9 protein-coding genes are annotated in these 17545 nt (G+C 43.2%); 1 reads left to right on the top strand and 8 read right to left on the bottom strand.

The window, feature by feature from the left end; translation table 11 throughout:
- Positions 1 to 250: 250 nt before the first annotated feature.
- The 8 genes from F8R13_RS10340 to F8R13_RS10300 form a co-directional block, all read right to left on the bottom strand.
- Positions 251 to 1648: a hypothetical protein gene (locus F8R13_RS10340; RefSeq protein WP_152834283.1), complete on the bottom strand. Its 1398-nt coding sequence runs from the start codon at positions 1646 to 1648 to the stop codon at positions 251 to 253.
- On the bottom strand, positions 1648 to 6699 hold the full coding sequence (locus F8R13_RS10335; RefSeq protein ID WP_152834281.1) for an AAA domain-containing protein: 5052 nt from the start codon (positions 6697 to 6699) through the stop codon (positions 1648 to 1650). Before F8R13_RS10335 ends, F8R13_RS10340 begins: the two co-directional genes overlap by 1 nt.
- 413 nt (positions 6700 to 7112) lie before the next feature.
- The gene (locus F8R13_RS10325; RefSeq protein ID WP_371414945.1) at positions 7113 to 7529 is read right to left on the bottom strand and encodes a hypothetical protein; all 417 of its coding nucleotides are present in this window, start codon (positions 7527 to 7529) and stop codon (positions 7113 to 7115) included.
- The gene (locus tag F8R13_RS10320; protein WP_371414944.1) at positions 7516 to 9546 is read right to left on the bottom strand and encodes an integrase; all 2031 of its coding nucleotides are present in this window, start codon (positions 9544 to 9546) and stop codon (positions 7516 to 7518) included. The genes F8R13_RS10325 and F8R13_RS10320 overlap by 14 nt, the downstream gene beginning before the upstream one ends.
- Complete coding sequence (locus F8R13_RS10315; RefSeq protein ID WP_152834278.1) at positions 9539 to 11080, bottom strand: site-specific integrase; 1542 nt, start codon at positions 11078 to 11080, stop codon at positions 9539 to 9541. Before F8R13_RS10315 ends, F8R13_RS10320 begins: the two co-directional genes overlap by 8 nt.
- 8 nt (positions 11081 to 11088) lie before the next feature.
- Entirely contained in the window at positions 11089 to 12300 is a 1212-nt protein-coding gene (locus tag F8R13_RS11740) for a site-specific integrase (protein WP_216642628.1), read from the bottom strand.
- 148 nt (positions 12301 to 12448) lie between these two features.
- Positions 12449 to 13021: a single-stranded DNA-binding protein gene (gene ssb, locus F8R13_RS10305; protein WP_371414952.1), complete on the bottom strand. Its 573-nt coding sequence runs from the start codon at positions 13019 to 13021 to the stop codon at positions 12449 to 12451.
- Positions 13022 to 13155: 134 nt separating this feature from the next.
- On the bottom strand, positions 13156 to 14544 hold the full coding sequence (locus tag F8R13_RS10300) for an MFS transporter (protein WP_152834276.1): 1389 nt from the start codon (positions 14542 to 14544) through the stop codon (positions 13156 to 13158).
- A 185-nt stretch (positions 14545 to 14729) separates the two neighbouring features.
- Between F8R13_RS10300 and uvrA the strand changes: the two genes are divergently transcribed.
- The gene (uvrA, locus tag F8R13_RS10295) at positions 14730 to 17543 is read left to right on the top strand and encodes an excinuclease ABC subunit UvrA (protein ID WP_152834274.1); all 2814 of its coding nucleotides are present in this window, start codon (positions 14730 to 14732) and stop codon (positions 17541 to 17543) included.
- The last annotated feature ends 2 nt before the right edge of the window (positions 17544 to 17545 follow it).

Below are 17545 nucleotides of genomic sequence, written 5' to 3'. Positions count from 1 at the left end.
TTTCAAAACTAAAGTGCCTTTTGTTCTATCATCTTGCCCATCCTCTTCAAAAGATACATCTACGAAACGATCATCTTCAAAACACACAGTGTAGTGGTAAAGTGAACTTGCAGAGGTCATAAAGGAAAAGAGAATAGAGAAATACGATGACTTCTTACCTGTTGAGCTCTAGTGAACCTCCGACACGATAGTGTGAAGGTTCAAACAGGGTTGCTTAGTTCGATAACTTCAAGAATCTTGCATCAAACTGTCATACCAATTTCTGGCCACTAAGTACCAAAGGGCCGTAATCTCTTTTTTCCATATGCGTATCATAGCTTTGTAGGTATGACTCAAAGTTTTGATGGATACGATCTATATCTAATTCACCTGTCGTGATGAACCCAAACGGGATAGATACTGATTCACCTGGATTTTGTAAGTAAAAGCAGACCATGGAAACTATTCCTGGCACTAAAATTACTTCTACTGATCCACCCATAAAGCCTTCTGAAACCTTTATGGCCTTGCCCTTCATAGAGCCGAGTGATTTCTTCCATAACAATTCCTGATGCTTATCCTTACTACCTTCAACAGGCACATAAAGTTGTGCCTCAAGCCCTTTAGTGGCGTTGATTAATTCAGAAGTTCGGCTAAAGGATTGATTGCTCATTAACCAAAAGCGATCTGACGGTGCTAACCAGGTACATGTGGCAGTGGATTTACCGTCCTTCAGATGTTTTTTTATGAGAGTCGTTAGTTGGCTCCAATTAGCACTATTTGTTGGCGAGCCTAGAAAGTATGAGCGGCCAGATGATGAGGCGCTTTGTTTGACCGCCAATATAGCCAGTGCCGTAAGGTCAATGCCATCCGGTGTAAAACAATCTAGCAATTGTGTTTCATCTAGCGTATCTAACGCAGAAACAATATCCTGAATGTTAGATGTGTTAAATGAGCTGAGTAGTACCTCGTTGAGATTCTTTTGGATTTCATCAACATCGAAAAAGCGGCTGTCTGAATGTCGCTCGATTGAATTACGTTCAGTATCCAGAGAAAAAGTAAGAGAAAATCTGGTGTTATAATCTTTGTTCTTTCTGACGTCAGATAATTTATACAGCTCTACTTTACGAATATCGTTAACACCATCGAAGCTGATCGACTCTTCCTCAAAAATATCAATGTAGTTTCGTAGGAATGCCGATTTAGCATAGTTGACACTGTTGCTGAGCTTTTCTGTTTCAGGAGAAAGACGTAAAGTATTAAGAGGAGGACTTATCTTGTCATAGGGTCGAATTAAGCCAAATGACAATAGGTCAAATTTGAAGGTACTGGTTCCTTCAAATAGTTTTGTGATTTTCGGGCGATTATCAGAAGGCCCATCAAAATATTTGTGAGCTTCAGCTGTCAGTTGAATATTGCCTTCGTTGTCCAAGCAGATTTCATTCAGGCTGACTAATTGTGACACGGCTATGCTGACCTCTTTCTCAGTGAGGCCAAGAAACTTCGCCAAGTGAGTAGCCGACATATTCCCCACTTTCAACAGGCGCAGGATAAACTCACGGATGAAGGGTAGATCACTTCTTCCCACCAGTGTGTATTCAAACCTAAAGGCCTGAACAGGTAGCGCTATATCTATCGTCATTAGAGGAATCAAAGTGTGATTTGCCATTATCGTTTCCCTCCATTCTTCACCGTCTGTTTCGCTGACACGATGCGATACTCATCGCTTTGGTGACGTTGGATATACGAGGCCACTTGGCCAAGTGGCAAAGAGGCGTTTTCTCGGTTCCACATTTGCATGGAACCAACAATCAACAAACGATCCATAGCACGGGACATGGCAACATTGATTCGGTTGGGTTCTTTCAAAAACTTGGGCTTTCGATCTTTACCATTTCGGGTAATTGACACAATGATGATCCGATTCTCTTTACCTTGATAGCTATCAACGGTATCGATTTTGATCAGAGATCTGAACTCTGGACTCCATGCTAGTTCGTTGAACTTTCTTCGTAAGAGTCGTTTTTGAGCACCATACATACAGATAATGCCAATGGCAGGTTCGCCTGAAGAAACTAGAGAGGCAAGCTGTTCAACATATTCGCCATTGGCTTCAATCTCTTTTAAAACGGCGAGGATCTGATTTATTTCTTCAAGATTAACGAGGCTCGTACCATCTTCACTGTCGAAGCCGAACTTACATTCTGACGTGTCCAGCCAGGTCACAGGTGCTTTCAAAACATCGATGCCATCATTATAAAAAACTGGGATTTCTCGATCTCCGGTGATTAAAGGTTGATCATAGAAAGTATCTGAAACCAGTCGACTGATCGGCTCAGCCATACGGTATTGAGTTAAAAGGCTCTTTCCGACGGCTTTGCCATATGGAGACAGAAATGCCTTTTCAAAATCGCTCTTGAAGACTTCCTTTTGAAATGGCTCAACTCTTGGAACACCCAGTTTCCTCAATATGGCGTTTTTATGCTCCTCCTGGAATAGAGGTGGCAATTGCTTGTGATCCCCAACCAGCAAAATACGATTGGCAGATTGCATTGCAATAGCAAGCTCTGATGATATAGAACGTGCCGCTTCGTCGATAATCACCCAGTCATATTGAATCTGATTTAAGCCCAGATGCCCGAGTCCCATACCTACGCAAGTCCCGCATACCAAAGTTCTGGATCTGGCCAGAAACTCCTCATAGCTTCCAGGATTGGATGATAGCCTGTCTCTGTAATCATTAACCAAATCTAATAGGGCGCTTATGCGTCTATGCTCATGGGGGCCGATGCCATACAGCGCATTAAGGTGTTTATCGATTTTTTCACCGATACTGCCTAGCTCCAACTGACTGATCTCAATTGAATATGATTCATTGAGTTCAGATATGATTTGATAACAAAGCGATTCTAGGCTAGACGATAAACTGGATGACAGTTGCTCATCCGAAGAATCACTAATATCCGTCTGCAAGCGAAGTGCGTTTTTGATTTTCTTCTTGATACCAAGTTCCGCGTTGAGAATGGCATCGATATACTCAGGTTCCAACTTCAGTGATGGCTGAATAAACTGAATCCGCTCCCTTAGTTCAGCGATAAAGGACTGTCTTCTTGATTCGATCAAATTGCGGGAATAGACATCTTTTAGACCCTGGGAAACCGATGCTTCTGAGTTACTAAACCGAACAATATCGATTGGCGACTCCAGTCGGGTGCAGTGTTTACGGATACGCTCAACTGCCGTATTGACGGCTTCATGTGACTGACTAACAAGCAATATATGCTTCGCATTGCCTTCAGTCAGCAAGTAATGCACGAAAGCCGAGATAAACTCGGTTTTACCGGTACCTGGTGGTCCTTGTAAAAGTGACAGTGGCCCTTTGCTGAACAGTGTCTTGAAAGCATCACGTTGTGCCGCGTTCAAACTAACGGTTAAATTTCCCTCGTCGTCATATTGGTCATAGAGATCCAGCTGTTCTTCAGTGGGAATGACTTTATAATCAGTAAAAAGCTGATCTTTAGAAGGCTCAAAATAGTCTGTTAGGTCAGATATGACCGCATTCTTATTGAGCACTCTCTCCATCGCCTTTTTACGGCGACTGTAGGATGCCCTGTCTCGTTTTGTGCGAAGGTATAAAACGTCGCCGGTTTTAGGGTAATTCCTACCGGAACTCAGCGGGACTCGCATTTCTGAGCTGGTGGACTGGTCAATGTTGACCTTCCCTACGATAAACTCCTTATCATCCACCTTCTTGATGGCGATGACATCATCCTCTTTAGAAAAGCGGTCAAGCACTTCGTTATCTGAATCATAGGGAATAACCAATTCATTTTTTCGAATATCAGGCTTCGGTTCGTCGGCGACTTCAACGCTTGGAAGCGCTTCTGTCTCTGTCTCTAAAATAGCCTTCCATATGTTCTTTGTGGCAATCTTTTCATTCTTTATTGAAACAATGGATTCTTCATCATATTCAACATCAGCAAGTAGATTCTTGAGTTGCTCATCAATGTCTTTACTGAGCTTCTCATCGACCTCTTTGCTTTGAGTGCTTTCCTTGATAGCTGCTTTACTATCAATAAGAAATGTTTCGTGAGCCAATAGGTAGGACTGAAGTGCTGAGGTATCCGTCTGGTAATCAGAAGGTTCGATGTTGATTTTTATGGGTAGCGTTAACTGGCTTTTATCCCGAATCCAGGGTGGAATATCATCGGTTTTTAGAGGCGCTAGTCCACCTTCGATAGCTTCATTTATCGGGTTAAAGAAAATCGTCCAAGAAGAGTCTACACCAGACAGTAACACCTTCACTGAGTCTGTGTTTTTCGTGGAGGGTTCATAAAACAGAAACAGCTCACCGTTATCGGGTAAAAGACTGATTGCTTCGTGAAAGTCCTGACGGAATAGCTGGACGCTCAGCTCCTCGATGGATTCAGATGAGGTTTCGTAAAGTTCTTTGAGTGACTGGCTAAATCTTTCCAAAGAAATAAACCCGGCACTGTCCGATTTTTCAGCTTTGATGATTTCAATTAACTGCGGATGCGTATTTTCTTCTTCGAGCTCATCCCAGTCGAGTCCAAGGAGCTCACAAGACATACGAATAACCGCATAGTTATCGCGCACAATGGCTGTTGCGTTATGGATCGTTTCAGGACTATATCGATGGTTCTTAACTTCAGTTGTCCCAAGCTTAAAATCGGGTAAGTCGATGATATAGACGTTAAGTTCTTCACCTTCGGCCAGTACAAGTATATTCCCAGGATGTATATCGCCATGAGTAACTTCACTTTCATGCAGGAAGCTAACATGGCTAATTAAGGCGTTGATGGCTTTGAGCTTCTGTTCTTCAGAAACATTGTAAGTCGCCCATGTGCCCCATGAGGGCGCGTCGATAAAATCCTGGATCAGAAAGAGTTCAGATTTGTGAGTAATACCCTTGTCCCGAATGCTAGGGATAAACCCAGCTCCAAGCCCCTGGATCTTTTCAGCTTTCTCGATAAAAGCTTTACAGAAAAAGATATTACTCGAATCTTCATTGTCGAGGGCGTTGTTCCAGATTTTAACAAGTAGCTGACCCGAGCGATAAACCTCTTTTGCATCGGTAGAGGATATTTCCTCATCTTCGACATAGGTCTTATAGAGTTTAACCTCGGTTTTGTATTGTTCGATAATGGAACTATCAAATAGCTCAATGGTTTCTGCTTCAGGCTGTGATGCTGAAAAAGCGGCTAGAAATTCGTGGGCATTCCGGTAACGACCCTGTGGCTCAGGACTGATAGCTTTTTGTATGACAGGTGCGTACCAGATACTGGAAGCGGTAATGTTTTTTATAGCGTCTTTAATTGATGCGGGATTGAGGCGTCTCCCCTGCATTATCAGCCAGGTCAGAATGCCCAGTGAATATATGTCACGGTGATACTCGGTGCCATTATGTTCCGAGTTCTGTTCCTCAGGGATGGGTATAATCCCTGAGCTAATTGCTTTGCGTCTATCACCGACAGTTCCTGCTGGCTTATGGTAGGCCGACATGAAACTGGACATGGCCATTTTCATACCAGGGGAAAGCCATAAGCTGTGATCGCCAATATCTCGGTGAGCAATTTTTATATCATGCAGAGAGGAAAAATTATTCAGGATAATTTTGACGAGTGTCGCCCGCTCTTCTTCGGCGTACTTGATAACAAAAGAAGAAATAAATTCATTTAGGCGTGAATAGTTATGGGGAAGCTCAAAAAGCTCATAAAACTCCTCGGTAATATTGTTTGGATCAATATTGGTCAGAGAGCGTAAACAGGCGTTATATAAATCCACGTCGTTTGAACGTATGAATGATAAGACTTCTTTCTCGTGACTAACGATTTTATAGCGTTCGTCTCGCGTTTTACTGCCAACATCATCTAACTCAGAGAAGTCCCATCTTCTCAGCAGTGCAAAGTCGTCCTTGTTGTTCTTGTTTTTAGATAAGAACTCGGTGTATATGGACTCAATGTTCTCTGGCGGGAATATCTTCTCAATGGCTTCGTAACCATCGACGATTAGACTCTTGGGTTTGGTCTCACCTTCGGAGAAGATTTGATCAAAAACCGAGATGTCTTGGTTTAAGCTTTTATTGGCTTGCGGATGTGGTCTAAAACTTTTGTTGTACGCATCTTCGACCGAAAGTTGTAGAAACTCATTAAGCGTTAGGACGTGTTCCTGTTCTCTAGGCGGCAGTTTAGAAGCATCAGCAGTGCCCGTTAACACCACTAGAAAGTCTACCTTGGGACGGTCAAACTTGTGCCCCTGGAAGCTAGGAAAAGCCCGCCCACACTTGGCAAGTTTCGCTGTGAGCAGATGAACCTTGTCTTGTGTTTTGCTGACAGCTGATCGCTCTCTGTACTCTCCATTTTGATACCAATTATCACCAGACGCAGTAAGCTCGCCATTCCAATGCTTTAGCTCAACGATGATGACGTTATAGTGGGTCACGATGACAAGATCGAATTCCCCTTCACGGCCAGAACCAGCAAGTCGAAATCCTGCATATCCTTTCCAGGGGAACATAGCATTCCCTCCAGGCTTTAAGACCTTTAAGTCACTCAAAGAGCCGAGTTTTGCTGGTTTGGATTCCTGCTTCTGGTTAGCACCTGCAAAAGTTTGAGCGATTTTTTCTATGGCTCTAACTTCGTGAAGCGTTAATCCACCTTCCCAGTATTTAACGTCCATTTTATTTGTATCATGCGACATTGATTAATATTCCAATTCAATTTAAGGAAACACCTAACAAGTGATAGTTACTCGATTGCTTGCGCTGAAATTCCAAAATTGACTGAATTCCGGTCATCATTCTACCACTTACCTCCTGAACTTCACTTAAAACTGGGATTTCAGATAGTTTTAGAAACACCTATCCTGCATTTCGTCGAATCAACTGGCCAATCTTGCACACGTTGGCGAGCGTAAATAACATCGCAAGCTCGTTATCATTCTTGGCTCGTCCACGATAAAGGGTTTTAGTAAAACGGGTTAGAACCCAAGGAACGGATTTACGGCAAGTCACCGATTCAAAACGGGCAACTGTCAGATGAAGTCTGAACTACTACAAATAAACACTGCCTTTACCAGTCTAAAAACCTTGATTCTAGCCCTTTCAAACCTTATCAGTTTTCAGTTCTTTCTCTATCAATTTCTGGCATTGGCTCATTTAGTTTTTGCTCTGTTACGCCATATTTATAAGCATTATATTGCCAACGTACAAACTGCTCTAATAATGCCGCATTTTTTTGTTTGAGCATATCATTTTCGGCTCGAAGGTGCGCAATCCGATCTGCTGCCACATTAAGGTTACTCGGCTTTGGTTTATCCTGACCACGTTGCCTAATTCCTGTTTTACGCGACTTAAAAGCATCCCGAATATCGTGGTTTGCATATAGAGTCTGACGTGTTGGTCTGAAGCCGATTAGTGGTTCAATCGAATCAAGAACGACATCCCAAGTGAGCTTCTCATCACCCCAGCCAAGAATATGGCTAACAACCGCTTCAATATCTCTTTTTGATAAGTGCTTAGCCAAGACCACCTCCTAACAGCGCTTTAGCTTGCTCAGCTAATTTCTGCTGCTCTTGTTTTAACCGGCTTTCACCGTGCTTGTTTCGCAGTACTCGATTTGTTTGTGAAAAAGATTTATCGTTAGCTAGCTTAATCAACGAGCCGTCAGGTACGTTAGGGTCTTCAAGAATTTCAACCAATTGCCTCAAGTGAGTTAGGGTATGTTGATGATATTCATACCAGCGGTCAGCACCAGCTAACCCCTCTTTCATTGATGATTCTGCCGCTTTATATTGCTCTTCTACTTCGGCTAGCTGAACCTTAACTCTCTTTAACTTTTCGGCTTCACCTTTAATACAAACTTGCTCTGAACAATTCAAGCAGTCTCTATATTTTTCACAAGGTGAAATTGTGTAATCATGAATACAAAAACCATATTCAGTAACATGTGCGGCTCCTTTTTCAAGTGTATTAAACTCTTGAACCGTTACAGGGATATGCTTTTTAGCTTCACCAACCGGGCCAAATAATGATTTCGATGGATCGAACTGTTCCGCACGCACGACCATCTCAAACTCACTCATTTGGTTATAAACACGGTTTTGCTTTGCGTCGGCTCGTCCAGCCCATTTAGCTAACTCATCTTGTGCCATACCGCCGCGTTCAGCAATGGTAGATAAAAGGTGGCGCATTTGATGTGAAGTCGCTTTAAGAGGATTTCCAGACTCATCACGATATCCATAACGCTCAAAAATGCTTTTATGCACATCTTTGTTTAATGAGGCCCTTGGAGACAAGTCGTTATTGAACACATTGTTAATCGGAGCCCAAAGAATAACCGGCGAAGTTCCTCTTTGCTCATGGAGTAAGTTTTTAGTCATGCAAAAAAGGGCATTGCTGTATTTAATGCTTTGTTCTTTCGGCAACCACGGAAAACCTTCAGGTTGTCGGGGCATAACGTAATCATTCCAAAGCTCATTTAGACTATAGCTGTTATTCTGAGACTTTAACTGCATTTTAGATAATGATGACATCGCGACACCTGAACTTCTTGCGACAAAACCTAAGGCCAAAGCTGCTTCAATTGCTGTTAATTTTGTATTTGAATTAACTTTTGGGCATCCCGTGTGCGGATAGAAACTTCGAGGGTCATCTTCAATCCATTTAGCTAAATCACGAGCAGGCGCTGTTAATGATTTTATTCTTGCAATCGCTTCTTTGGCTATTGGCACCATAACTTTTGGTATCCATTTGATATCACCTCCAAAACCTTTTTCAGAATAAAAACGCCAGCCATATTGAATTTCACCTTGACTGTCTTTTTCCTCGACTTCACAATCAACAGGCAAAAGTAAGATTTCAGTTATGCGTGATGGGGCACACATCAACATCGCAAAAACTGATGATGTAAAAATATCTTTCGGATTATCAGGGTTTGAAGCAAATATCTCCGCCATCGCTTCAAGCACATCCGAGGATGGAAGTTTCTTTTCTCGGTCTGATTTAGCTTTTTGGCCCGTGTTGACTCGATCATTCGCTCGTTTTATCGGATTTTTCCATGAATCCAACTTTTCAGGAACTAAGTTTTTTTCACTCACGAACTTAGCTAATCGCTCAATCTCCCGACCGGCATGATAGGCAGCCGCTTTTTCATAAAACTGCCGAGCAACCACCGAAGCTTCACCTAACACTGAAATCGAAATCTTAGAAAGATGTGCCGAGCCATTGTGCTTTAAAAGCGCTTGCTCAATACATCGCAATGCTCGCATTTCATTTTTTGCAACGGTTGGATTGTGACCTTGTTGATAACGGAAGTATGCTTTTGCAAAATCCATAAATTCAGGAGCCAACAAATCAGAATCAGGATTTACGCTCCGAGATTTAACCCCGACCTTAGTGAAATTAGCCGCTTTAGGCCATTTCCAATCACTCCAATTTAAATCCGCACCGAAAACGGTTAACTCATCTCGACAAAGGCTAATAAAGTCTTCTAAGTTTTTTGAAGCGTCGCGTTCTGCTCTAGGGACAAACTGTATAACATTAGTCACGAGCCAACTCCTGCTTTCGTTTTTCACAACGTTGAATAACTTCTGCAACGGCAATGATTATTCTGTCATTAGCAGAAGCAACAGCTAAGTCTTCGGTCAGTTCAACAATACGCTCTCGTTCCTCAACCAACCTGTCCAGGACTTCTTGGTGAGGCGCATCTAACCAAGGTTGGAAATGTGCGCATGCATAGCACGGAACCGGTACATTTGCGCCGCAATAGTCATAGCTTCCGCACGTCCCGATATTTGCATCTTGATTAAGCCTAATTCTGCTTAACTTATCCTTTCCACGAATGGCTTCATCCTCTGAATCCACAAGCACACCGGCAAAAGCTTTTGCATAAGGCGCCATCAGGTGACCAATTTTCTCATTTATTCGTCTAGCGTATTCTGGAATATTCTCAACATAGACATGCGCATTTTGAGTATCCTCATGATCAAGAAGTTCAGCGATGATTAGTTTTCCAAAACCCTCGCGTGCGGCTCTTGTTCCAATAGTGTACCTAAGCCTATAGGGCATTACTTTTAGTTGCTCTGATGTTCTTTCTGAAAAGACGTTTACTACTTTTGATACCGATTTAAATATCAGATCAATATCTGCCGTCTTCAGATGAACTCGATCGGTATCCAACAAATCTGCAACCTGCTGAAGGGTTGACGAACTTTCTTCAATTACACTAAACTTTGGAAACAATGGTAGCTTAAGCTTTAGCCCATCCGGTAATCGAAACCCTAAGGTTTTTTCAACCTTTATAATCACGTCTTCTTTGTGTAGCAAAACGATATGATTTAATTCAGGCGTTATCGCAAAACGCTTAAATGTAGTCCGAAAGCCTGCTGCCCTTTGCTTAGCTCTTGGGATGTTTAGAAAGAATTTATTGCCTTCATTTTGTATATCCATCAACTTCAATTCAGCGATTTGCTTTGGTCTGCGACCTGTAGCTAACAAGACCTTTATCATGGAGTAAGAAAACAGGTCTATATCAGATCTCTCGTAAACTAAGGCAAGCCCCTCGCTGAATGCTGACAACTCAATATCTGTTAACGGACCATCATAGGGATCTAATCTTTTTACAACATCCCCCTTGATTGAACCAGGAATACGCCAAGAGTAGAGCATATCGATTAGCGACTCATCAATGCCCTCGTAACCCAAATCATGCCAAAGCTTCAGAAAGGTTCTCATAGTACCTAGCCTATGAACATTTACCTTTTTCAACCCTGACCTGAAGTTAATCAACGTATTTGAATTGATGGTTTTAGCATTTGTTAGTTTTAGAAAAAGTGCAAAACTGCTATTAATCGAGCTTCCGTACCCAGCACTTCTGGTTTGACAAATAAAACTCAATGTCTTTATAAATCCGTATTTATAACCGTCATCAAGGTTCGAAAGAACGGACTCTAAATTAATACTGTTGTCTCTTGATAGTCGCCATACCGTGTCACCCTCATAAAATTCGTAACCATAGGTACTGAAAACTTTTTCAAACGATTCAGCATCACCCTGAGACCCTATAAGCTTTTGAGCATCCATTTACGAAATTAGCCTTTTGTCATTATTTCATCTTGAAGAAGTAGTGCAGCGCTTTCAGCTTTACTCCGAATATACCTTTGGTTGTAATACGCCGCAGTTCCTGAGCCTTGCTTCCAGCCCATTAACCATGAGCGAAGCTGCTCTTGCTGAGCTTCATCAGGCGGCTCATCCATTGAATCCATTAACAGTGAAAAGCGTTCATTCCATTTGTGGCGCAATGCATGACCAGTGAAATCAATGAGTTTAGGCGACAAAGCCTTAACAGTGGTCATCACCTTGTTATAGGTCGCTTTGGAAACAGGCTGCCCAGATGTCGGGCCGGGCTTATGTACAACAAATAAGTATTCATGTTTTCTTGCTGACAACTCTCTCTTGCGGTAATTCATCACGTAGTTATGAATCTCAGCGGCGAGACTATCTTTAAGCGGAATCCTTCTATCCATGGTTTTTACTAACGGCTGATCAACCCTTGGATCTGATTTCTCATCTGCACGTCTTGCAATCACTATTTGGTTGTTAGAGAAATCAACATCCTTAACTTTTATTGAAAGCAGCTCTCCCATCCTGATTCCAAGATAATGCAACATCAAAAACATTAGTCGATTCCGCACCTTCGTTGATTTGCCCTCAAAAGGATTCAAATCTGATTCAGGACGAAACACCTCAAACAACAAATCTACTTGCTCATCAGTTAACCCCTTTTCAACCAATGATTGGTTACGCCCTTTTTTTACTGGACGACGCGAACGGATTTTTTTAACTAAAGCCTCCAGATTCTTGCGATTCTCAACGCTACTATCACCCAACAGAGAGCCTAGCCATTCTATGTACTTTGCTATCACCGAAAGCCTTCTATAAACCGTTTCGTTTGCTACTCTTGGCTTTCTTACCTTGGCCAAACTTGTGACCTTATTTGCAACAACCTTACTTGAAAGATTGAACTGACAATAATCGGCTAACACATCAACTTCATTCAATTCAAAAAAAGAACCTGACCTTAACCTTTCCACCAAGTCAATCTTACGTTCATCACAAAACTTCAACAAAACAGATATTGACGACAAAGCACTTTCCATAGAAGCAAAAGACAATGAAGCGTTTCTGACTTGGGTTGTTATGAATAAATTTGGGTAAAACAGTGGCACACCAGAATCAGCATTAACCAAAAGGCAATAACGCTCACCACTCTCCATCACAAAACTTTGTATTGAAACTGCCACACCATCACCATTAACAATTTTTAACGTAATACTTACTATAATAACTTAAAAAAATACCTAACCAAAATAAAGTTAGGTATTTTATATTTTAGACCAATTAAACAATAACTTACAGTTAAAAAGCTAACAAAATAGTAGCATGTAAACCCTAGAACGGAACGTCATCATCACCAAAGTCATTTTCAGGATAAGCCGGTGCTTGCTGCATCGGTGGTGCTTGATGTTGCATTGGCTGCGGTGCTTGCCCGTAATTAGGCGTAGCTTGTTGTGGCGCAAACCCTTGTCCGGCTGGTGGCATAGAAGAAGGTTGTCCGCCCATTCCTGGCGCCATACCGCCTGGCGCCTGTCCAAATGCTGCATCACCTTGACGGTTGCCGCCGCCAAGCATTTGCATTTGTCCGCTAAAATCAACCACAACTTCCGTTGAGTAACGGTCTTGTCCGGTGTTTTGATCTTGCCATTTACGGGTTTGTAATTTGCCTTCAAGATAAACCTGAGAGCCTTTCGTGAGATACTGGCCTGCGATTTCAGCAAGTTTTCCAAAAATGACAACTCTATGCCATTCGGTTTTTTCTTGCTTCTGCCCGGAGTTTTTATCTGTCCAGTTTTCAGATGTCGCAATGCTCAAATTGGCAATCGCGTTGCCATTCGCCGCATATTTCATTTCTGGATCCCGTCCAAGGGTTCCAACCAAAATGACTTTATTCACTCCTCTCACGATTTACACTCCGTCTTATGTTCATTCCCAGCTTGATTGATGTACCCCAACCTGGCAGATTTTCACTATCGAATTATCTTTTCTCGATCATTTAGCCATTTATTATAGCGAAGGGTGTTTCACCATGTTCGGAATTTTCAAGACAATCCTTGTTCTAGGTAATTGATCAATCCAACTTCATCGATTTTCTTGCGGTCTATCTTGAAAAACACTCGATTTTCGGACAGAACAAATACCACTTCGTGAATACCGTCATACGACAAAAGTTGTTGTGTTAATGCTGGCACATCATCCTGAGTCACAATACCTTGGATCGGCACTGAAGCAATACTCAACGGCAATGGTTTTTGCATGGTTGCAGCAACTGCAGCCCATAACAAAGCAATCACAGAGGTAAACAGGAAGACCCCTTCAATACCATGGTGCTGGTACATCCAACCACCGACAAAACCACCTAGTGCGGCACCAAAAAACTGGCTACTCGAGAACACGCCACTTGCTGTCCCTTTCTTGTCGGCCGGAGACAGTTTTACCACCAATGATGGCAAAGAGGCTTCCAACAAGTTAAACGCTGTGAAGAAAACCATTAAGATTAGGAAAATTGGCCAATACCCCCCGGAAAAACTTAACAGTGCAACCTGTACCAACCCGATGGTAATGATTGACCCGACAAAAATCTCTTTCATCTTGTCTTTGGATTCCGCCATGATAATAAACGGCACCATCAACACAAAAGACAGCAACATCACTGGCAAATACAACTCCCAGTCATGCATTGAATCCAAATGCGCGGTATCACGAATCATCAATGGCACCACAACAAACATCGCCGTTAAAATGGAGTGAAGAACAAACACGCCCATATCTAGTCGAAGTAGCTGTGTGTTTTTCAATACATCTTTGAACTGGCTTGTATCAACTTCCGCTTCACGCTGGAAAGTCTGATGTTCGATTTTCGGCACCGCGAAGATCACCAAAAAGATACCTGCCAAAGCCAATAGCGCAATAACCCAGAAAATGCCGCGAACACCGAACAACTCACCTAAAATCGGTCCAATAATCAGCGAGAGGGTAAATGAAAAACCGATGGTCATCCCAACGATAGACATGGCTCTTAGACGAAATTGCTCCGTCACCAAGTCTGCAACGGTCGCCATCAAAACAGCCGCTACCGCACCCATTCCCTGGATGGCTCGACCGACAATCATCATTTCAATCGAGTCCGCCATAGCACAGATAATAGAACCGAACATAAACACCAACATACCGGCGATGATCAGTGGTTTACGACCAAACCGATCAGACAGCATGCCATAGGGAATTTGTAAAAACGCCTGTGTTAGACCATAAATACCCATCGCAATACCGATCTGAGTACCGGTAACATCTTTAAACTCCTGCTGAGCAAAAATAGCAAACACCGGGAAAATCATGAACAAACCCAACATTCGCGTCGCAAAAATACCGGACACTGAAAGGGCTGCGCGTTTTTCCATAGGTTGCATTGTCTGATTCTCTGAGGTCATGTCTTTTCCTAATCTGTTTCATTGAAATTCGTTTGTTAAATCCGTTTACTGAAATCGCTTTCTCAGCCGCCACAGCACAAGACGAATACGCGTCGAATTATAACAAAGGCCAAGGTTTAAAGGATTGAAGAACCCTGCTTTTTGCTATAATGATTGTTTTGATTAATCGTTTTGAGTCCCCTTTTATGCTAGAAGAAATTATCGTCCGTGGAGCCAGAACCCATAACCTTAAAAACATTGACGTCATACTTCCTAGAGATAAGTTGATTGTCATCACAGGATTATCCGGCTCTGGTAAGTCTTCTCTAGCATTTGATACTATTTACGCAGAAGGTCAGCGACGTTATGTTGAGTCGCTATCAGCCTATGCGCGCCAGTTCTTATCCATGATGGATAAACCTGATATAGATCACATAGAGGGACTTTCTCCTGCGATTTCCATTGAGCAGAAATCCACCTCTCACAATCCTCGTTCGACTGTAGGCACCGTAACGGAAGTCTACGACTATTTAAGGCTGTTATTTGCCCGTGCCGGCACCCCTCGCTGCCCAACCCATGGTTGTGACCTGGAAGCGCAAACAGTCAGCCAAATGGTCGACCATACGCTTGAGCTACCGGAAGGTACCAAATGCTTGTTGATTGCGCCCGTTGTAAGAGGCAAAAAAGGCACGCATATCAACCTGCTCAATGAGCTGCAAGCACAGGGATATATTCGTGCCCGAATCAATGGCACGCTAATGGAACTGGATGGTTCCATTGAACTGGACAAAAACATCAAACACAATATTGAAGTCGTGGTTGACCGCTTCAAGATTCGTGACGACATTAAGCAACGTCTGGCAGAGTCTTTCGAAACCGCTTTACACCTTGCAGACGGCATCGCCCAAGTAGTGCCTATGGATGAAAGTGATGACTTTGAGTTGTTGTTCTCAGAACGTTTCTCATGCCCCCATTGCGGTTACTCCGTTCCAGAATTAGAGCCCAGAATTTTTTCATTTAACAATCCGCACGGTGCCTGCCCAACTTGTGATGGTTTGGGAATCAAAGAAAGCTTTGATCCAAGCAAAGTGATTATTCACCCTGACCTTAGTTTGGCGGGTGGCGCTATTCGAGGATGGGACAGACGACACAAATACTACTATGACATTCTAAAAGCGGTTGCAGACCATTACCAATTCGACATTGAAACCCCTTGGAATGAGCTTTCCGAAAAACACCAGCAAGTGATTCTGTTTGGCTCAGGTAAGGAAAAGCTTCCACTACCGCATGGCCGCTATTCAGACACCCGTCGTTTTGAGGGCGTTATTCCCAACATGGAACGACGTTTTACTGAAACTGAAAGCAAAAGCGTTAGAGACGAGCTGGACAAGTATCGCATTTCCCAACCTTGTAGCAGCTGCCACGGCACAAGACTAAATGAGGCTGCTCGCAATGTCTTTGTACAAGATCATTCGCTCCCAAGCTTAACAGAGCTTCCAGTTGGACAGTTACACGACTTCTTCTCGAACCTTACTCTGGAAGGTACCAAGGGACAAATCGCACAAAAAATCATTAAAGAAGTGCATGACCGCTTATCTTTTCTTGTCAACGTTGGTTTGAATTATTTAACACTCGGCAGAAGTGCGGACACGCTTTCTGGTGGAGAGGCGCAACGCATCCGACTAGCATCTCAAATCGGAGCAGGGTTAGTCGGTGTCATGTACGTGTTGGACGAACCTTCAATTGGACTTCATCAGCGTGACAATGATCGACTCCTCAACACCCTGACGCACCTGAGAGATTTAGGAAACACGGTCATTGTTGTTGAGCATGATGAAGATGCTATTCGTGCAGCGGACTATGTGCTGGACATTGGCCCTGGCGCCGGTATTCATGGCGGCCGAATTATGGCTCAAGGAACACCGGAAGAAGTCATGGCAACGCCTGCCTCATTAACAGGACAATATCTATGCGGCACACGCAGGATAGAAGTGCCTAGCGAACGCCTACCCTATCCCAAAAAATTCTTAACTATTGAGGGTGCTTCCGGTAACAATTTACAGGACGTGACGCTGGAAATACCCGCAGGATTGCTCACTTGTATTACTGGCGTATCAGGGTCTGGAAAATCGACACTCATCAATGAGACGCTCTACAAAATTACGGCAACCAAGCTGAATAATGCGCAGCTGGAAGCTGCTCCCTATAAGAAAGTTACTGGGCTTGAGCACTTTGATAAAGTCGTCAATATTGATCAAAGCCCTATCGGCAGAACACCTCGTTCAAACCCTGCAACCTATACCGGACTGTTTACCCCTATTCGAGAACTGATGTCTGCAACTCCTGAAGCTCGCACACGCGGCTACACACCGGGTAGGTTCAGCTTCAACGTTAAAGGTGGGCGCTGTGAGGCATGCCAAGGTGACGGCGTACTCAAAGTGGAAATGCACTTTCTTCCTGATGTTTATGTCGCCTGCGACACTTGTAATGGCGCTCGCTATAACAGAGAAACCCTGCAGATCGAATATAAAGGCAAAAACATTCATGAAATCTTGGATATGACTGTTGAGGATGCCCGTGCATTTTTCGATGCCATCCCCGTCATTGCCCGAAAACTACAAATGCTAATGGAAGTCGGTCTTGGGTATATCAAACTTGGGCAGAGCGCTACAACGCTTTCCGGGGGCGAAGCTCAACGTGTCAAGCTCGCCAAAGAGCTTTCCAAGCGTGACACAGGGAATACGCTTTATATTCTAGATGAACCGACAACAGGACTCCATTTTCATGATATTGAGCTACTGCTCAAGGTCATCAGAAATTTACGAGACCAAGGCAACACCATCGTCATCATCGAACATAACTTGGATGTTATCAAAACAGCAGACTGGATTGTTGACCTTGGACCTGAAGGTGGCTCAGGCGGTGGAGAAATCATCGCAGTGGGAACACCGGAAGAAATTGCAGGGACGGAGCGCTCACATACAGGACGTTATTTAAAACCGCTACTCAGTATAAAATGATG

Source organism: Hydrogenovibrio sp. JE_KL2 (assembly GCF_009296185.1).
Lineage (GTDB): Bacteria > Pseudomonadota > Gammaproteobacteria > Thiomicrospirales > Thiomicrospiraceae > Hydrogenovibrio.
This window is presented reverse-complemented; position numbering and strand designations above follow the sequence as displayed.